Source organism: Nocardia sp. NPDC059180 (genome assembly GCF_042754945.1).
Lineage (GTDB): Bacteria > Actinomycetota > Actinomycetes > Mycobacteriales > Mycobacteriaceae > Nocardia.
Genome location: NZ_JBHZBU010000003.1, coordinates 786,218 through 804,416, shown reverse-complemented (window position 1 = coordinate 804,416; position 18,199 = coordinate 786,218). Strand labels below are relative to the sequence as shown.

Genomic DNA, 18,199 nt, shown 5'->3' with positions numbered 1-18,199 from the left:
AGGAGACAACGCGATGACAATCTTGGCACCCGCGTATCAGCAGGACACCGCCACAGATCCGCGTGACCCGCTGGGCAGGCTCCAGCGTTTCTTCGATCCCGGAACCATTCTTCCCCTCCACCCGCGTGACAAGTCCGGCGTGCTGGCGGCGATCGGTGAGGTCGACGGTGTGCGCACCGTGGCCTACTGCTCGGATGCCACCGTCATGGGCGGCGCCATGGGTGTCGAGGGTTGCAAACACATCGTCGACGCCATCGACACCGCCATCGATTCCGGGATTCCGGTGGTGGGCCTGTGGCATTCCGGTGGCGCGCGTCTCGCCGAGGGCGTCGAGGCACTGCACGCGGTCGGCTTGGTCTTCGAGGCCATGGTCCGCGCGTCCGGCCTGGTCCCGCAGATCTCGGTGGTGCTCGGTTTCGCCGCCGGTGGCGCCGCCTACGGTCCGGCGCTGACCGACATCGTCATCATGGCGCCCGAGGGCCGGGTCTTCGTGACCGGCCCGGACGTGGTCCGCAGCGTCACCGGTGAACAGGTCGACATGGCCACCCTCGGTGGCCCGGAAACCCACGGCAAGAAGTCCGGCGTCACCCATATCGTCGCCGATGACGAGGCCGACGCCATGCACCGGGCTCGCCGGCTGGTGTCGATGTTCGCCGAACAGGGCGAATTCGATCTGGTGGCCGCCGAGCACGGCAACGTCGACCTGAAGGCGCTGCTGCCCGCGTCGGCCAAGCGTGCCTACGACGTGAAGCCGCTGGTGCACGAGCTGCTCGACAACGTCGACGGCGAGTCCAGCTTCGAGGAGCTGCAGGGCGGGTACGCGCGCAGCATTGTGACCGGTCTCGGCCGCCTCGGTGGCCGCACGGTCGGTGTGCTGGCCAACAACCCGCTGCGCCTTGGCGGCTGCTTGAACTCCGAGAGCGCCGAGAAGGCGGCTCGGTTCGTGCGCCTGTGCGATGCGTTCGGCATTCCGCTGATCGTGGTCACCGACGTCCCGGGTTACCTGCCCGGCGTCAGCCAGGAGTGGGAAGGCGTCGTGCGGCGTGGGGCGAAGCTGCTGCATGCGTTCGCCGAGGCGCGGGTCCCGCGGGTCACGCTGGTCACCCGCAAGATCTACGGCGGCGCCTACATCGCGATGAACGCCCGTTCGCTCGGCGCGACCGCGGTGTACGCGTGGCCCGAGTCCGAGGTGGCCGTGATGGGTGCCAAGGCCGCGGTCGGCATCCTGCACAAGAAGGCTCTCGCCGCCGCGCCGGAAGACGAGCGTGAGGCGCTGCACGAACGGCTCACCGCCGAGCACGAGGCCATCGCGGGCGGCGTCGAGCGCGCGATCTCGATCGGTGTCGTGGACGAGGTGATCGACCCGGCCGAGACCCGCAGCGTGATCGCCGCGGCGCTGGCGTCGGCGCCCTCGCGCAAGAGCCACCACAAGAACATTCCGCTGTGATCGGCTGATAGCCGTAGTAGAAGCGAACAGGCCCCGGAGCGATCCGGGGCCTGTTCGCGTTGTGTGGGAACGGTGTTCGGTACGGCTGCTCATCCGGCTTCCGGCCACGGGATGCGAGCGGATGGAGCAGGATGGCCTGCGGTGCCGATGATCAACAGGGCTGGAACCGAGGGAGGGCGTCGATGCCGCTATTGCCCCGGCCGCACCCCGACCATGGGAAGCAATGTGCGGCGGGAGAATCGACGGGCGGCGTCTTCGTCGTCGAGTGGGATGAGCCCGTCCGGGGTGAGTGCGAGCGACAGTGCCAGGCGCGCCATGATCTCGGCGACCAGGTCGGCGTCGAAGTCGGCGGCGGCTTCGGCGTCGCGGAGTTCGCGCAGTTTTCCGGCGAGATAGGTGCGGCCGACGGCGAGTACCGGGCCCGCGTCGGTGGTGAGGCGGGGCAGGATCAGCTCCGGTTCGGTGCGTAGCAGCCTGCGCAGCAGTTCGCTGCGTGCGATGGCGGCGATGAAGGCTACGAAGATCTCCACCAGCTGATCGGCTGTGCCATCGACCGGGCGCACCCTGGCATCGATATCGGCGACGAACTGTTGTGCCTCACGGATGGTCACCGCTTCCACCAGATCGCTTTTCGATTCGAAACGGCGGTAGAGGGTGGCGGGGCTGATGCCTGCACGACGGGCGATTTCGCCCATGCTGGTGCGTTTGATCCCGAAATCCAGGAACGCCGACAGCGCGCTCGCCAACAGCTTTTCGTTGTCGGGAGCCGGTGCGTCGAGGATGCGCTGCAGCATGGGCGGGACGGTCGGCATCGAGTCTCCACTGGGGACGGCGCACGGCATCACGCCGCCGCGGCGGTGCGTTCGTTGCCGACATTATGCGCCGATACCCGACGCCGCGTTCCTCAGTGCCGCGGCAGGTCGAACTCGGCCATTTCCTGTTCGATCGCGTTGGCCGCGAAATCTACTCCGCTGGAACGTAATTCGTGCACGCGTCGTTGGAGCGCCTCGATACCGCCCGGTTGGGCCGCGATATCGGCCACACTGATCCGCCCCTTCGGCCGGTGCATACTCGACTGCTTGTACGCCACGGTCTTACCTCCTGCTCGCCAGCGCGCCGTCACCGTGCGGGCTCAACTGAGCACCGGGAAGCCGAAGGATCGGCGGGTCGGTAGGGGAGCCCGATCAGGCGGGCGCGCTGTAAAAAATGCTAGCAGCGGATCCTACTGGACGCTTGATCAGTGTGGTGGGTATCACAGCACTTTCGCGCTGCGGTGGGTTTCGGTGTGGTGTAGATAGGCGAGCGCATTCAGGCGAATGCCATTTTGCTGATCTTCGGTCAGCTCGCGCCGCACCTTGCCCGGCACTCCGGCGACGAGGGATCCCGGCGGAATCTGTGCGCCCTCGGGGATCAAGGCGTTGGCCGCGATAAGGCTGCCCGCGCCGATCACCGCACCGTTGAGCACGGTGGCACCCATGCCGATGAGGACGTCGTCTTCGACGGTGCAGCCATGCAGGATCGCGTTGTGCCCCACCGAAACTCCGGTGCCGACGACCACCGGGAATCCGGGGTCGGTGTGCACAGCGCAGCCGTCCTGGATATTGCTGCGCGCGCCGATGGTGATCTGTTCGCCGTCACCGCGCAGCACGGCGTTGTACCAGATGCTCGCTTCGGCCTCGATACGAACGCGGCCGATCAGCGTGGCATTGACCGCGATGAACGCGGACTCGTCGACCTCGGGCGCGATCCCGTTGATTTCAATCCTCATACCGAGGAACTTAGTAGGTCTGTTGCGGGCGTCCGTGCGCGGAACAGCGCACGATGTGCGGCCGGGCTGGTGCCGAGGATGCGATGGAAGTGATGGCGCAGGGTGACCGCGGTACCGAAGCCGGAATCCGCCGCGATGCGCTCGATGGTGTCGTCGGTGCTTTCCAGAAGCAGCCGGGCGCGATCGGTGCGCTGATGGAGCAGCCATTGCTGCGGGCTGAGGCCGGTACGCTCCCGGAACCGGCGGGTGAAAGTGCGGCGCGACATCACCGCAGCCTGCGCCAAGGAGTCGAGGTCGATGGGCTCGGCCAGCCGGGTGCGGGCCCAGACCATCGCGTGCTCGATCGGGTCGTCGTCGGTGGCTTCTGGAACCGCCACCGGGATGAACTGCGATTGTGAGCCGCTGCGGTGCGGGGCGAGGACCAGGCCGCGGGCGAGGTCGGCGGCGATACGGCTGCCGAGATCGGTGCGGACGATGTGCAGGCAGCAGTCCAGCGCCGCGGCTACGCCCGCGGAAGTGATGACGTCGCCCAGATCCGACCAGAGCATGTCCGCGCGCACCCGCACGGCAGGGTAGGCACGGGCCAGGTGTTCGGCGTCGGACCAGTGAGTGGTGATCTCGCGGCCGTCGACGAGACCGCTCGCGGCGACCAACCAGGACCCGAGGCACAGCCCGACGATGCGTGCGCCGCGGGCATGAGCGGCGCGCAAGGCGTCGAGGACCGGTTCCGGCGGGACGGCGCCACGCAGCCAACTCGGTGCGATCACGATGTCCGCGTCGCCGACCGCGTCGAGGCCGTTCGGTACCGAGATATCGAATCCGGCTGCCGTCGAGAGCATTCCGGGGTGCTCCGAACAGATGCTGACCTCATAGGGCCAGTCGGCGGCGTTGCCGACACCCGCGCGACCGAACACCAGTGTGGGCACCGACAGGTGGAAGGGGCTGATGTCGTCGAAGGCGATGACCGCAACAGACGTCATGGCCCGATCTTAGCGATAGATGTCCTACGGGCCACTGTTGCGGGTCGATCGTGACCCAGAGACTGATTCTCATGACGAACACGATCACCCGCAGCACCCTCGAGGCCCTGCATGTCGGCGGACCTACCCTGCGCCTGCGCTACGCAGGCCTGACCTGGCTGACCGACCCCACCTTCGACGCGCCCCGCGACTACCCGGGCCCGGTCACCCTGCACAAACTGGACGGGCCCGCGGTATCGCCGGAGCAGGTCGGCCCGGTCGACGTCGTCCTGCTGTCCCACGATGAGCACGCCGACAACCTCGACAGCTCCGGGCGTGAATTCGCGGCCACGGTGCCGATCGTGCTGTCCACCCCGGGCGCCGCCGATCGGATGAACGGTGTTCGTGGTCTGCGCAATTGGGAGACCTTCACGGTGGGTGAGGTGGAGGTGACCGGCGTTCCCGCGCTCCACGGGCCCGAGGGGTGCGAGCCGTTCAGCGGTGTCGTCACGGGGTTCGTGCTGCGGGCCGCGGGGGAGCCGACGGTGTACGTCTCGGGCGATAACGCCTCGGTGGATGTGGTGCGGGAGATCGTCGAGCGGGTCGGGCAGATCGATGTCGCGGTGCTGAACGTCGGTGCGGCGAATGTCGGCCTGTTCGGTGACGCGGACGCCACGTTGAATGCCCGCACCGCACTGCAGGCGGCGGAGCTGCTCGGCGAGGCGGTGATCGTCGCGGTGCACGGTGAGGGATGGGCGCATTTCTCGGAGACGCTCGATCATCTGGGGCGGACGTTCGAGTACGCGGGGCGTCGGGCCCAGTTGGTGATCCCGCCGCTGGGGGAATCCGTCGGCGTCTGAGTGTGGGCATTGTGGTCGACATGATCAGAATCGACCCGGGCGGGCGTGTGGTTGCCAACAGGTTGCGACACCTGTTCAGGGTTGATGGCGGACCCAGCCCATCTGGGCCACGATGGCTGTATGAGGATCGGTGTGCCAGGGGAGGTCAAGGAGCAGGAGTTCCGGGTGGCCCTGACGCCTGCGGGCGCAGCGGACCTCGCCGGGCACGGGCATGAGGTGCTGGTGCAGGCCGGGGCAGGGGTGGGGTCGGGATTCCCCGATGCCGATTACATGGCTGCCGGTGCGCAGATGGTGCCCGACGCCGACGAGGTGTGGGCGTCATCGGAGCTGGTGTTGAAGGTGAAGGAGCCGATCGCACAGGAGTATCACCGGCTGCGTGACGGTCAGGTGCTGTTCACCTACCTGCATCTGGCGGCGTCGCGCGAGTGCACCGATGCGATCCTGCGCTCGGGCACCACCGCCATCGCCTACGAGACGGTGCGGGCCCCCGACGGCACTCTGCCGTTGCTCGCGCCGATGAGTGAGGTCGCGGGCAGGCTCGCCACCCAGGTGGGTGCCTACCATCTGATGGCGCCGCTGGGTGGTGCGGGCGTGTTGCTGGGTGGGGTGCCGGGTGTGCGGCCCGCCGATGTGGTTGTGCTCGGTGGCGGTGTCGCCGGAACCAATGCGGCGACGGTCGCGGTCGGCATGGGTGCGCGGGTCAGCGTTCTCGACACCAACCTGAACCGGCTGCGCGCGCTGGACGACCGCTTCGACGGCCGGCTGACCACCATCGCCTCCAATACTGCCGAGGTCGAACGCGCCGTTCTCGCCGCCGATCTGGTGATCGGCTCGGTGCTGGTGCCGGGTGCGCGAGCACCGAAACTGGTGTCGCGGGAGCTGGTCGCAGGCATGCGGCCCGGCTCGGTGCTGGTCGACGTCGCCATCGATCAAGGCGGCTGCTTCGCAGGCTCGCACCCCACCACGCACGCGAACCCGACCTTCCGCGTGGCGAATTCGCTCTACTACTGCGTCGCGAACATGCCCGGTGCGGTGCCACACACCGCAACCGTCGCCCTCACCAACGCCACCCTGCCCTACGTCCGCGCCATCGCCGCCAACGGCTGGCAGGCCGCCTGCGCCGCCGATCCTGGGCTCGCCAATGGGCTTGCAGCGGAAGCGGGCCGACTGTTGTCTCCTGAAGTGGCAGCGGCGCATGGGTATTCGATGGTGCGTCGGGTCGGACTCGCCGGCTGAGATATCCGGACAGCCCAGGCGCGTCAGTCCGTCGTCGGCTGATCGTCCTGCGCGTCGTTCAGGAACCACGGCTCGCCCGATTCGGGGAGGTCGTGCAGCTTGTCCGGGTTGCGGATGACGTCGATCGCGGTGATGTGGCCTGCCTCGACGGTGAAGGAGAAGACGCCGGTGTGGGTGCCGTCGAACACTACGAGACCGGGGCGGCCGTTGACGAGCACCATCCGTCCCCACGAGCGTGCGGACGGCGAGCTGTACCAGCCGAGCAGCAGCTTCGCGATGAGTTCGGCGCCGGTGACGGGCTTGCGGACGGCCGGGACCTTGCCGCCGCCATCCGCGGTCAGGGTGACGCCGGTGTCGAGCACACCGAGCAGCGCGCTCATATCGCCGGACCGCCAAGCGACCGCGAACGCCGACACCGCTTTCTCGTGTTCGTCAGGGGAGGCGGGGAAGCGTGGAGTGCCGTCCTCGACGCGTTTGCGGGCTCGGGAGGCGAGTTGCCGCACCGCCGCAGGTGTCCGGCCGACGACCTCGGCCACTTCCGGTCCCGTCATGCCGAATACGTCTTGCAGCACGAAAGCGGTGCGTTCGGCGGGCGAGAGTGATTCGAGCACCACCAGCAGCGCCATGGTGACGCGCTCGTCTTGGCTGACCCGGTCGGCGGGATCGTCCCAGTCGACCACCGTCGGCTCCGGCAGCCATTCCCCGACATACTGTTCGCGCCGCACCCGCGCCGACCCCAGATAGTCCAGCGCCAACCGTCCCGTCACGGTGCTCAGCCACGCCCGCAGATTCTCGATCTCGCCGACATCACCGGATTCGTGCTGCCGCTGCAACCGCAACCACGCCTCCTGCACGACGTCCTCGGCGTCGGTGATACTGCCGAGCGTGCTGTAGGCCAACCTGCGCAGATACTGCCGATGCTCCTCGAACCGCCGGGCCAACTCGGCCTGATCGATGCGTTCGGCGTGCTTGCCGATACTCACTGCGCTTCGCCACCCCTCGGTGCGGCCCGGTGCCGGGCGGTTCGGATCCTGTCGCCAGGGTGACGACGCGGGACGGTCGAGTGTGACATCCCCTCGACGCGGTCACGGCGTACAGCATCCATGGGTGCGCATTTTCTTCCGCCGAACGTCGACGAATCCCGCTACCGACCCACTCGGCACCACGCCGTCGGGCACCAGGGATCGCGAGGGGCACATGGCTGCGGCATTTCGCGAGTGGGGCTCACGCTGGTGTGCCCATCGGCAGGCGGATCGGAGGTGATTGATAGTGACCCGGTGGGTACGAGTGACCTGGCCGGTACGCCGCAGGAGGGGCTCCGGCTGGTGGTGCGTTGCCGCCGCACCGCCGCTGCGCTACCCGCGCTGCGGCGGTGGGCGAGGACGGCCAGGTGCGGTTGGTCTGTATCGCCCCGGCTGTGCCGGCGGCGCGTGACCTGGGTGGGGCGGGGTCGGCCCACGCTGGCTAGGGTCGCGGGGTGCGTAGGGCTACTTCGAGGGCGGCGGGGCTGGTGCTCGGGTTCGGGCTGGACCGGGTGTTCGGCGATCCGCGGCGGTGGCATCCGGTGGCCGGGTTCGGTTCGGCGGCACTGGCGTTGGAGTCGGTGACCTATGCGGATCGGCGGGTGGCCGGGGTGGTGCACGAGGCAGTGCTCGTAGGCGCGGTGACCGGGGCGGGGATGGTGCTCGGGCGTGGCGGGGTCGTCGCGACGGCGCTGGCTACCTGGACGGTGCTCGGTGGGCGCAGTCTGGCCCGCACCGGCCGGGAGATGGCCGGACAATTGGAGTCCGGGGATATCGCGGGCGCGCGGGCGCTGCTGCCGTCGCTGTGCGGGCGCGATCCCGAAGCGCTGGACGCCGACGGGCTCGCGCGCGCGGCACTGGAATCGATCGCCGAGAACACCTCCGACGCCACCGTCGCGCCGCTGTTCTGGGGTGCGGTCGCGGGCGTTCCCGGCCTGCTCGGCTACCGCGCCATCAACACCCTCGATGCCATGATCGGCTACCGCAACGACCGCTACCACCGCTTCGGCTGGGCCGCCGCCCGCACCGACGACCTCGCCAACCTCGCCCCCGCCCGGCTGACCGGCCTGCTCACCGTGCTGCTCGCCCCCTCCGCAGGGGGCCGCCCGTCGCGTTCTTGGAACGCTTGGCGTCGCGATGCCGCGAAACATCCCAGCCCCAACGCGGGCGTGGTCGAAGCGTCGATGGCGGGCGCGCTCGGCATACGGCTCGGCGGGACTACCCAGTACAGGCACGGCGCCGAGGAACGGCCCACCCTCGGCGACGGCCCGGTGCCTACCGTTCCCGATCTCCGTCGCGCCGTGCGCATGTCGGAAGCGGTGCAGCTCGCCGCGGTCGCGGTGCTCGCGGGTGGTGTAGCTGCGGTCGCGCTACGGCGCTGATCAGGGAGCGTTTCTCGTCGGTTCAGGGTGCGAAAGCTCGGAGGGTGGTGTCGACCAGTGAGTCGGCGTATTCGGGTGTGAGCGGCCCGGATCGGAGTAACCACCGCTGGAACAGCGGGGCGTAGAGCACTTCAAGGACCAGGTCGAGGTCGGCGTCGGCGTCGAGCTGGCCTGCCTGCTGTGCGCTGCGCAGCCGGGCCTTCTTGGCTTCCTCGACGGGGTGGGCCAACTGCCTGCGGTACTGCTCGGCCAGGTCGGGGTTGTTGATGATCTCGGTATTGAGGGCGCGGATCGGGTTCTCGAAATCCGGGTCGGCGAATTCGGCGACGGTTGCGCGCATCACCAGGGTCAGGTCGGCGCGCAGATCGCCGGTGTCCGGCAGCGTCACGTCCGTATCGGTTCCTTCGCTGAGCGCGAGGAAGGAATCGAAGATCACCGCGCCTTTGGACGGCCACCACCGGTAGATCGTCTGCTTACCGACGCCCGCCCGCGCCGCGATGGCCTCGATGGAGACCTTCGCGTATCCGACCTCGGAGATCAGCTCGCGGGTGGCGGTGAGGATCGCCTGCCGTGAGCGCTCGCTGCGCCGGGAGCGGTTCGACGTGTCGGTTTCGGCCATGCACACACTCTAACCCGAGACGGAACGGTCCGTCTTGACAACGGGTCCGACCTCCGTCATCCTTATCGAGACGAGACGGACCGTCTCGAATGAAGGGAGACGACATGACGACCGCCACAGTGTGGTTCATTACCGGCGCTTCGCGAGGCCTGGGTAGGGCGTTCGCCGAGGCTGCGCTGGCAGCGGGTGATCGCGTCGTCGCCGCGGCCCGCAATGTCGAGCCGCTCGCGGACCTCGCCGAGGAGTATCCCGATGCCCTGGCTCCGCTGTCGCTGGACGTCTCCGATCGCGGCGCCGTGTTCGACGGCGTGGAGCGGGCCGTCGCCGCCTTCGGCCGGATCGACGTCGTGGTCAACAACGCCGGCGGCATGCTGTACGGCATGGTCGAAGAGGCCACCGAGGAGCAGATCCGGGCCCACCTGGACGTGAACTTCTTCGGCGCCGTCTGGGTGTCGCAGGCGGTGGTACCGCATCTGCGCGCACAGGGCGGTGGCCGGATCCTGCAGATCACCTCGATGGGCAGCGTCGGTGGGTTCGCCTCGGTGGGTCTCTACGGTGCGGGCAAGGTCGCGCTGGATGCGGTCAGTGCGGCGCTGGCGATGGAGGTCGAACAGTTCGGCATCAAGGTCACCATCGTCGAGATGGGCGGGTACTCCACCGGCCTGTTCACCGCGGGTATCACGGCGACAGAGCCCGCCTCGCAGTACGAAACTCTGCGCGCGGAACTGGCGGAGATGTGGGGCGAGGACGCAGGCCCGGAGCCGAGCACGGCAGCCCCGGTGATCATGGAACTGGCCGGCCTCGCCGACCCGCCACGGCGACTCATCGTGGGCGGCAAGTCCTATGACCAGGTCATGGAGCTGGACCAGGCGAGGGTCGACGCGTACCGGAAGTGGGAACACCTCAGCCGTATGGCGCCGGGCTGACCTCCAACTGCGCGGGCGCGGCTCAATGCGTCGGAGTTGGCGATTGCCGTCGTGATGGCGCGATCAGTCGCAACCGGTGGCGAGTCGCGGTTCGCCGGACGTTCGGGTGGTACCGGCTCACCGGTGAATGCGAATAGCCTTGTCGACCGGGGTCCGGCGGCCGCGCGGTAGGCCGGGCGGATGCGTCGGCCCGCCCGCCTTCGGCCGGTACCGTCTCCCTATTTGCGCGCCCTGCCGTATCGGTCGGCGAGCCGATCTTCGTTCGAAGGTCGCGCCGGGGCGGGGTCCTCGCCGGTGGCGGATCGACCGGTGACATCGGCGGTGTCGGGGCGCCCGGGCTGATCAGCAGGCGGCCCGGCCGCGACCGGCTGAGCCGGTGCCGACGCGGCGGTGGCGGCGCGTTCCTTGCGGCGCTCCCGCATCTCGGCGTACACGAAGTAACCGAGTCCCAGCGGCGCCATGATCCCGAAGGCCAGCCATTGCAGGCCGTAGGACAGATAAGGGCCCGCATCGAGCTGGGGGAGCGGGGTGGGGGTGAAGGCGCCGGGCTGGTTCTCGGTGAGCTGGAGGTAGCCGCCGCGCTCGCTGGTGGGCAGCGGGGTGATCGGCAGGCCGAGGACGGTGGTCTCCTGTTCGGTGTCCACCGAGTAGACCTGCCGGTATCCGTCCTGGACGGTCGGCAGCTTGTCCGCACTGATGCCCTCCGACCGGCGCACGCGGGCTTCGATGCGCTGCTGTCCGGCCGGTGGCTCGTCGATCTGTGGCGGCCGGGAACCGTCGACCGCACCGACGAGCCCGCGATCGACCAGCAGAATCCGGCCGTCGGTCAGCTGGAACCCGGCCAGCACGGCGTAACCGGGTGCCCCGTCGAGATGACGCAACCGCACCAGCGCCATCGAATCCGGCACGTACGAGCCTTCGGCGAAGACCTGCCGCCATTCGGTCGCCCCATCGGGGTCGTCGAGCACCGTGGTGATGTCGATCGGCTCGGCGTCCACCGACTCGGCGATCAGGTCGTTGCGTTCGGAGGTGTCGGTGTTCTTACCGAGCTGCCAAGGCGCGAGCACGGTGAAGCACAGGTAGGCGAAAGCGGCGACCAGCACGGCCAGGATCAGCCAGCTGGGTCGCAGCAGAAACGCCAACCGGCGCATCAGCGTCCTCCGTCGGCAACCGGTTGCGGAGCGGCCAGCGTCAGGCGCACCCAGTCGAGCAGGCCGGGGACGGCGGCCTCGATCTGATCGCGGACCAGCTCGAATCCGGCGTCCGGGCCGTAGTACGGGTCCGGGACGTCGGTGCCGTCGGCGTCGGGATCGAAGCTGCGCAGCAGCCTGCGCCGTTCGGTCGGGATGCCGAGCTGCGCGAGTTCCCGGTCGTGGCCGGAGTCGAGGGCGACGACCAGATCGGCGTCGCGGTGCTCGTCACCGAAGACCGCGGCGACATGACCGGTCGGGTAACCGTGACGCCGCAGCGTCGCGCTGGTGCGCGGATCCGCGTCGGCGCCGATATGCCACGCGGTGGTGCCCGCGCTGCTCACCCGGACACGATTGGCCAGCCCCGCACGATAGAGGTGCGAGGCCAGAATCTTCTCCGCCATCGGGGATCGGCAGATGTTTCCGGTACAGACGAACGAAATGTGCAGCTCACCCACGACAGCCATTCTGGCCGGTCGCCCAGATGGCTCGCCACGTAGGGTGTGAAGTCGTGTCCGCCGACCGCATCGACCTCGCCGAACTGCGCCACCACGGCGACGTGGAGGCCCGGCCCGGACTGCTCGATTTCGCGGTGAACGTGCAGGGCAGCGCCCCGCCGGAGTGGTTGCGCGCCCGGCTCGCGGCTCGGCTGGACGACCTCGGGCGCTATCCGAGCGCCGAGGACGTTCTGGCCGCGCGGGTCGCCGTCGCCGCCCGGCACGGTCGTCGCCCTGATGAGGTGCTGCTGCTGGCCGGCGCCGCCGAAGGGTTCGCGATGCTGCCCCGGTTGACGCCACGCCTGGCGGCGGTGCTGCATCCGTCGTTCACCGAACCGGAGCTGGCGTTGCGTGATGCGGGCGTCGCCGTGACGCGGGTGGTGCTGGCGCCGCCGTACGTCCTCGATCCCGCGCGAGTCCCCGACGACGCCGATCTCGTCGTCCTCGGCAACCCCACCAACCCCACCTCCGTGCTGCACCCTGCCGACACCCTGCGTGCCCTGCTCCGCCCCGGCCGCATCGTCGTCGTCGACGAGGCCTTCGCCGACGCCGTCCCCGGGGAACCCGAATCGCTGGCCGGCGAACCCATGCCCGACGTCCTGGTCCTGCGCAGCCTCACCAAGACCTGGGCCCTTGCCGGTCTGCGCTGCGGCTACTTCCTCGGCGCCCCCGATGTGCTCGCCCGCCTCGCCCACGGCCGTCCGCACTGGCCGCTGGGCACCTTGCAGTTGGAGGCGATCGCGGCGACGGCCGAACCGGACGCCGTCGCCGCGAGTCATGCTCATGCCGAACAGCTCACTCGCGATCGTGCGGCCATGGTCGACCGGTTGACCACCGCGGGTATCGCGGTGCACACCCCGGCATCCGGGCCCTTCCTGCTGCTTCATGTGCGTGACGGTGCGCTGTTGCGTAAGCATCTGGCGGACAGTGGGATCGCGGTGCGCCGAGCCGACACCTTCCCGGGTCTGGATACGGACCACCTGAGGGTCGCCGTCCGCGGGTCGGCCGAGGTCGATCGGCTGATCGCGGCCATGAGGGCTGCCGAAGGTATGGGCTGACAATCGGTCATCGTCGTCGGCCGGACAGGTAGTCGGCCGGACAGCTGGTGCGGTCGACGGCAGGATCGCCGAGTGCGGTCCGGGCAGGGGCGCCTCCGGGCTCGTGTGCGCTGCTGTCTTGACGGCGTCGGCGACCAATGGGCCGAGGCGGTAACCCACTCTTTCTCAGCGGCGGGGTGCCGGTGCGCGGGCGTGGAGCGGCAGCGGGGGATGATTGCCGGGTCGAGTCGGACGATGGAGGTTGAGCGGTGACGACGCTGGCGGAACTCATCGAGGTGCTGGATGCGGCCTACCCGCCGAAGCTGGCCGAATCGTGGGATTCGGTGGGGCTGGTGTGCGGCGATCCGGGGGAGGCCGTGCGGCGGGTGATGTTCGCCGTCGACGCTACTGCCGCCGTGGTCGAGGAGGCGATCGAGTGGGGTGCGCAGGCGCTGGTGGTGCATCATCCACTGCTGCTGCGCGGAGTCGACACCGTCGCCGCGGACACTCCGAAAGGTGCGCTGCTGCATCGGCTGATCCGTTCGGGATGTGCACTGTTCAGCGCGCACACCAACGCTGATTCGGCCGATCCCGGAGTCTCGGACGCACTCGCCGAAGCGCTCGGGCTCACCGTCACCGGTCCATTGGATGCGAAACCGGCTGTCGCGGTCGATAAATGGGTGGTCCAGGTTCCGCGCACGGATACCGATCGGCTGCTCGCGGCGCTGTTCGCCGCCGGTGCGGGTGGTAGCGGAAAATACCGCGAGGCCGCGTGGAAGGTGGCGGGCGTCGGACAGTTCCGGCCGATGGAAGGCGCCGAGCCGGCCATCGGTTCCATCGGCGAGATCGAATACGTCGACGAGGATCGCATCGAACTCGTCGCCCCACCCGCCGCGCGCAGCACCATTCTCTCCGCCCTGCGCACTGCCCACCCCTACGAGGAGCCCGCGTTCCATCTCACCGAGCGTGCGAGCCTGCCCGGCAGTCTCGGCATCGGCCGCATCGGTACCCTCCCGGAACCGGAAACGTTGCGCGCCTTCACTGCCCGCGCCGCTGCCGCGCTTCCGGCAACCACCTGGGGTGTGCGCGCCGCAGGCGACCCCGACCGACTGATACAGACTGTCGCGGTGTGTGGTGGCGCCGGCGACTCTTACCTGGACACCGTCACCCGCCGCAAGGTCGACGCCTACCTCACCTCCGACCTGCGCCACCACCCTGCCGACGAGCACCTCCGCCGCCACGGCCCCGCCCTCATCGACGCGGCCCACTGGGCCACCGAATTCCCGTGGTGCGCCCAAGCCGAATCCATTGTCCGCACCGGACTTCCGGACCTGGATACCCGAGTCTCGTCGTTGCGGACAGACCCGTGGACGGTGTCGTCGTCGTGAGCCCGGTACCTACCCGGCCATGACCGCCTCGCGCACGTAGTCGACAGTGCTCATTGCGGATTCAAGCTTCCGTATCGAGCACGTCGGTGTGCCGACATTACCGGCTGTTTTCATCGGATGGGCGAGGTGCGCAGGTCGTGCGGTAGCAGCGTGGGCCGATGGTTCTCAGCATGGTCCGATCGCATCGGCGGCGCATTCAGAGCTCCAGACGGACGGCGTACACCGCCAACCGCACACGGTTGTCGCTCCCGGTTTTGTCCATCAGATGGGCGATGTGCTTTTTGACCGTCGTCACCCCCAGGTGGAGGTGGTCGGCGATCTCCTGATTTCCATAGCCCGCACCGACCAGTGCCAGCACATCGCGTTCTCGGGCAGTGAGCTGTGCCGGAGCCGCTGCGGTGGCCGGCCGGTCGGCGGCGACGGCGCGATCGACCACACGGCGCAGCAAGGCGGGGGAGAACAGCAGACCCCCGTCGACGGTCTGGCGAATGGCGCTCAGCAGGTCGTCGGGGTCGGTGTCTTTGATCAGGTAGCCCGACGCACCGGCGGCCAGCGCGGGATAGAGGTGGTCGTCATCGTCGAAGGTGGTGAGCACCAAGACCTTCGCGGTGGGCCGGGCACCGAGGATTTCGGTCGTCGCGCGCACGCCGTCCATGCCGGGCATCCGCAGATCCATCAGGATCAGGTCGGGGGTGTGCTCGGCGGCCATGCGTACCGCCTCCACACCGTTGGCGGCCTCCGCGACGACTGTCAGGTCCGGAGTGGATTCCAGCAGCATCCGCAACCCGGCGCGTACCAGCCGCTGATCGTCTACCAGCAGCACCGTGGTCATCGCGCCCCCGTCGCGCTCGCAGTGCCTGTCGCGTCCGCCGCTCCCACCACTCTGGGAGCGACCGTCGCGCCACGCGCGTCCAGCGGTCCATCGACGGCAGCCGCGGGCAGTTCGGCGTCGACCTGCCACCCCTGTTCGGCCGCGCCGATGGTGAGTGTGCCGCCCGCCAGTTGCACCCGCTCCCGCATTCCGATGACGCCGTGCCCCGCCGCGTCGGCCTTCGCCTGCCCACCGCTGCGAATCCGCAACCGCACCCCCGACGATGACGGCGCCACCACCAACCGCACCGGCTCGGCGCGATCGGCGTGTTTCATGACGTTGGTCAGCGACTCCTGCACCAGCCGCAGCAGCGTCAACCGGCTGATGGCGTCGAGCCCGTCGAGTCCGCGGCCGATCTCGGCGTCCACGACGAACCCGGCGGCACGTGCGCGGGCCACGGCGGCCTGGATCTCCTCGCCGATCGCGGCCGGGTCCACGAGGGCGACCTCACCGAGTTCCGGATCACGCAGTGCCGACAACAATCGCCGGATATCGGCGAGCGCGTCCGCGGCGGTGTCGTGCACATCGTCGAGTACCGTGCGCACCCGCAGGTCACCATCGCCGATTCCTACCCGTCGAGCGACCTTGACCCGCAACACGATCGATGCCATGTGGTGCGCTACAAGATCGTGAAGTTCGCGCGCCAACGCTGCCCGTTCGTCGGATCGAGTGCGTGTCTCGGCCTCCGCTGCCCGCAAACGCAGGGTGGCCGTCAGCTCGCGCTGTCCACGCAGATACAGCCCGAGCAGCAGCGGCAGGCCCACGTACGCGGCGGCTTCCACCAGCATGGCCGGCTGCTGGAACGTCGGCGAATGCCCACCCCAGTGCCCCGCCACCACCGCGACCGCCCAGCATCCCGCCGCCACCGAGGTGGCGATGCGATGACCGCGGACCACGACCTCGACGAGGGCGATGGCGCCGAGGAACGGCACCAGACCGGACGGACCCCACGCCGGAATGAGGAACATCGGCAGCGCCAGCGCCGAGATTCCCATCGACACCGCCAGCGGCCACCTACCCGCCACCGTGAACAGGGCCCCCGCCGCCAGGGCGAGGAGCCAGTAAATCCCTGGCACTCGATATTCGCCGGGGAAGGTGCTGGCCAGCAGGAGCGCCGGGGTCAGCAGCAGGGGCAGTAGGCGCCCGGCTTTCCACAGGTCGCGCCGCGAGCGCATGTCGATCACGACGTCAACGGTAGCGAACGCACACCTCGAATCGCGCTCACGGTGGCAATTAGCACACAGTTTGCTGAGATGCAAGGCTCTTGCGGCCGCATTGTGGCCGTGGGGTGCGGCTTCGGGGAGGAGTTCGCCGGCGCCGCGGCCGATGAGGCTGGTCGGTGATGCCGCGAGTAGGGGCTCTCCGGCGACGAATCCGGCGCGCCGCCGATATCCCGGCCGCACCACCGAACCGAGGAGTTTCCGTGATCTCGAGACGACGATTGCTCGCCGCATCCGTCGCCCTTCCGCTCGCCGCATCCGTCGCGGGATGCGTGCGCCACCCGTCCGCTCCGGCGGTGGGGACGACGCGGCCACTGCCCATTCCGCCGCTCACCACCGGACAGGTCGGCGCAGACGGGGTCCGTCGATTCGAGCTAACGGCCCGCACCGGAACCACCGAGATGCTCCCGGGAAAAGCCACTCCGACCTGGGGATACAACGGCTCGGTGCTCGGGCCGGCGCTGCGCGCTCGCCGCGGTGAACGGGTGGCGTTCACGATCACCAACAACCTGCCCGAGGCCACTACCGTGCACTGGCATGGGATGCGGGTCCCGGCGCGTTGTGACGGCGGCCCCCATCAGACGATCGAGGCGGGCGGCACCTGGTCGCCGGAGTGGACCGTCGACCAGCCCGCCGCCACCCTCTGGTACCACCCGCATCCGCACGGTTCCACCGAAAAGCACGTCTACCGTGGTCTTTCCGGATTCTTCCTGATCGACGACGAGCACGCGGACGGCCTCGATCTGCCGCGCCGATACGGCGTCGACGATATTCCACTCGTCATTCAGGACCGCAGGTTCGCCGCTGACGGTCGACTCGACGAAACCGACAGCAGCACCTACGGACTGCTCGGCGACACCATCATCACCAACGGCATCAGCGACGCCCATCTATCTGTGCGGACCGAGCGGGTGCGACTCCGGATCCTCAATGGCTCCTCGTCTCGCCTGTTCAACCTCGCACGATCTGACGATCGCCCGTTCGATCTGATCGCCACCGACGGCGGCTTCCTGGAGAAACCGTTGTCGCTCAGCAGGATGCAGCTCAGCCCGGGTGAGCGCGCGGAGATCGTCCTCGAGCTGCGCGCAGGCCAGACACTCACCCTGCGATCGCTGCCGATCGAGCCGCGTGCGGGCCTGTCCGACCCCGCGGAATTCGGCTTCGACGACACTTTCGACATTCTCACCCTCCGCGCCGCACCCCAGCTCACCCCCTCACCCGCGCTGCCCGGCGCGCTCGCCACCATCACTCCGCTCGGTGCTGCCGCCACCACGCGTTCTTTCGAATTGCAGTGGTACATGATCAACGGGCAGCGCATGGACATGAACCGCATCGACCTCACGGTTCAGGCCGGCGCCACCGAGGTCTGGGAGGTCCGCAACGCCGACAATTGGCCGCACAACTTCCACATCCATGACGTGCGATTCCAGGTGATCGGTATCGACGGCCTCCCGCCCCCGCAGGCCCTGTCCGGCTGGAAGGACACCGTCTACACCGAACCCGGCCGCACCTACACCCTCGCCATGCGCTTCTCCGGCCATACCGACCCGACCTACCCGTACATGTATCACTGCCACCTGCTGCACCATGAGGATCAGGGGATGATGGGGCAATTCCTGGTGCTGGGGCCGGGGCAGCAACCGGCGCCGATGGTGATGAGCGGAAACGATTCCGGCCACGGGCATTGACGGGCGCGTGTCCTCGGGTGCCGTTCATGGCTATGGGATCGAATCCGCGACGGGTGCGCTGTCTGAGGTATTCGCAATTCGGTACAGTT

General features: G+C 68.8%; 18 protein-coding genes. 8 read left to right on the top strand and 10 right to left on the bottom strand.

The window, feature by feature from the left end:
* Nucleotides 1-13 precede the first annotated feature (13 nt).
* Nucleotides 14-1,447 (top strand): acyl-CoA carboxylase subunit beta, encoded by a 1,434-nt coding sequence (locus tag ACFXNW_RS14105; protein ID WP_379418024.1) that lies wholly within the window; start codon nt 14-16, stop codon nt 1,445-1,447.
* A 188-nt stretch (nt 1,448-1,635) separates the two neighbouring features.
* Here the strand turns inward: ACFXNW_RS14105 and ACFXNW_RS14100 are convergent, their stop codons facing one another.
* The 4 genes from ACFXNW_RS14100 to ACFXNW_RS14085 all read right to left on the bottom strand — a co-directional run bounded on the left by ACFXNW_RS14100 (nt 1,636) and on the right by ACFXNW_RS14085 (nt 4,195).
* A complete protein-coding gene (locus tag ACFXNW_RS14100; RefSeq protein WP_379418023.1) occupies nt 1,636-2,259 on the bottom strand; it encodes a TetR/AcrR family transcriptional regulator in 624 nt (207 codons plus the stop codon).
* Between the two features lie 92 nt (nt 2,260-2,351).
* Nucleotides 2,352-2,537, bottom strand: coding sequence for a hypothetical protein (locus tag ACFXNW_RS14095; protein WP_280234363.1), 186 nt, complete (start codon nt 2,535-2,537; stop codon nt 2,352-2,354).
* 162 nt (nt 2,538-2,699) lie between these two features.
* A complete protein-coding gene (locus ACFXNW_RS14090; protein WP_379418022.1) occupies nt 2,700-3,215 on the bottom strand; it encodes a gamma carbonic anhydrase family protein in 516 nt (171 codons plus the stop codon).
* Nucleotides 3,212-4,195 carry a GlxA family transcriptional regulator gene (locus ACFXNW_RS14085; protein ID WP_379418021.1) on the bottom strand — a complete coding sequence of 328 codons (984 nt, stop codon included), beginning with the start codon at nt 4,193-4,195 and terminating at the stop codon, nt 3,212-3,214. The genes ACFXNW_RS14090 and ACFXNW_RS14085 overlap by 4 nt, the downstream gene beginning before the upstream one ends.
* Nucleotides 4,196-4,266: 71 nt before the next feature.
* Here ACFXNW_RS14085 and ACFXNW_RS14080 point away from each other — a divergent pair, with 71 nt between their 5' ends.
* Complete coding sequence (locus ACFXNW_RS14080; protein ID WP_379418020.1) at nt 4,267-5,034, top strand: MBL fold metallo-hydrolase; 768 nt, start codon at nt 4,267-4,269, stop codon at nt 5,032-5,034.
* 120 nt (nt 5,035-5,154) lie between these two features.
* Complete coding sequence (gene ald / locus ACFXNW_RS14075; RefSeq protein WP_379418019.1) at nt 5,155-6,270, top strand: alanine dehydrogenase; 1,116 nt, start codon at nt 5,155-5,157, stop codon at nt 6,268-6,270.
* A 23-nt stretch (nt 6,271-6,293) separates the two neighbouring features.
* On the opposite strand, the gene sigJ is transcribed toward ald, so the two are convergent.
* Nucleotides 6,294-7,247 (bottom strand): RNA polymerase sigma factor SigJ, encoded by a 954-nt coding sequence (gene sigJ, locus ACFXNW_RS14070; RefSeq protein ID WP_379418156.1) that lies wholly within the window; start codon nt 7,245-7,247, stop codon nt 6,294-6,296.
* A gap of 500 nt (nt 7,248-7,747) precedes the next feature.
* Between sigJ and ACFXNW_RS14065 the strand changes: the two genes are divergently transcribed.
* Nucleotides 7,748-8,674 carry a cobalamin biosynthesis protein gene (locus ACFXNW_RS14065; protein ID WP_379418018.1) on the top strand — a complete coding sequence of 309 codons (927 nt, stop codon included), beginning with the start codon at nt 7,748-7,750 and terminating at the stop codon, nt 8,672-8,674.
* Between the two features lie 22 nt (nt 8,675-8,696).
* Here ACFXNW_RS14065 and ACFXNW_RS14060 read toward each other — a convergent pair whose 3' ends face one another.
* Entirely contained in the window at nt 8,697-9,293 is a 597-nt protein-coding gene (locus tag ACFXNW_RS14060) for a TetR/AcrR family transcriptional regulator (protein ID WP_379418017.1), read from the bottom strand.
* Nucleotides 9,294-9,397: 104 nt separating this feature from the next.
* On the opposite strand from ACFXNW_RS14060, the gene ACFXNW_RS14055 reads away from it, so the two are divergent.
* Nucleotides 9,398-10,219, top strand: a complete 822-nt coding sequence (locus ACFXNW_RS14055; protein WP_379418016.1) for an SDR family NAD(P)-dependent oxidoreductase — start codon at nt 9,398-9,400, stop codon at nt 10,217-10,219.
* Nucleotides 10,220-10,437: 218 nt separating this feature from the next.
* Here ACFXNW_RS14055 and ACFXNW_RS14050 read toward each other — a convergent pair whose 3' ends face one another.
* Together ACFXNW_RS14050 and ACFXNW_RS14045 are read right to left on the bottom strand one after the other, a co-directional pair.
* Nucleotides 10,438-11,370: an SURF1 family protein gene (locus tag ACFXNW_RS14050; RefSeq protein ID WP_379418015.1), complete on the bottom strand. Its 933-nt coding sequence runs from the start codon at nt 11,368-11,370 to the stop codon at nt 10,438-10,440.
* Nucleotides 11,370-11,876: a low molecular weight protein-tyrosine-phosphatase gene (locus ACFXNW_RS14045; protein WP_379418014.1), complete on the bottom strand. Its 507-nt coding sequence runs from the start codon at nt 11,874-11,876 to the stop codon at nt 11,370-11,372. Before ACFXNW_RS14045 ends, ACFXNW_RS14050 begins: the two co-directional genes overlap by 1 nt.
* 17 nt (nt 11,877-11,893) lie before the next feature.
* Here ACFXNW_RS14045 and cobC point away from each other — a divergent pair, with 17 nt between their 5' ends.
* Together cobC and ACFXNW_RS14035 are read left to right on the top strand one after the other, a co-directional pair.
* Nucleotides 11,894-12,964, top strand: coding sequence for an Rv2231c family pyridoxal phosphate-dependent protein CobC (cobC, locus tag ACFXNW_RS14040; protein ID WP_379418013.1), 1,071 nt, complete (start codon nt 11,894-11,896; stop codon nt 12,962-12,964).
* Between the two features lie 248 nt (nt 12,965-13,212).
* Nucleotides 13,213-14,331: a Nif3-like dinuclear metal center hexameric protein gene (locus ACFXNW_RS14035; protein ID WP_379418012.1), complete on the top strand. Its 1,119-nt coding sequence runs from the start codon at nt 13,213-13,215 to the stop codon at nt 14,329-14,331.
* Between the two features lie 196 nt (nt 14,332-14,527).
* Here ACFXNW_RS14035 and ACFXNW_RS14030 read toward each other — a convergent pair whose 3' ends face one another.
* Together ACFXNW_RS14030 and ACFXNW_RS14025 are read right to left on the bottom strand one after the other, a co-directional pair.
* Nucleotides 14,528-15,163 carry a response regulator gene (locus ACFXNW_RS14030; protein ID WP_379418011.1) on the bottom strand — a complete coding sequence of 212 codons (636 nt, stop codon included), beginning with the start codon at nt 15,161-15,163 and terminating at the stop codon, nt 14,528-14,530.
* Entirely contained in the window at nt 15,160-16,377 is a 1,218-nt protein-coding gene (locus ACFXNW_RS14025) for a sensor histidine kinase (RefSeq protein ID WP_379418155.1), read from the bottom strand. The genes ACFXNW_RS14030 and ACFXNW_RS14025 overlap by 4 nt, the downstream gene beginning before the upstream one ends.
* A 248-nt stretch (nt 16,378-16,625) precedes the next feature.
* On the opposite strand from ACFXNW_RS14025, the gene ACFXNW_RS14020 reads away from it, so the two are divergent.
* A complete protein-coding gene (locus ACFXNW_RS14020; protein ID WP_379418010.1) occupies nt 16,626-18,110 on the top strand; it encodes a multicopper oxidase family protein in 1,485 nt (494 codons plus the stop codon).
* The last annotated feature ends 89 nt before the right edge of the window (nt 18,111-18,199 follow it).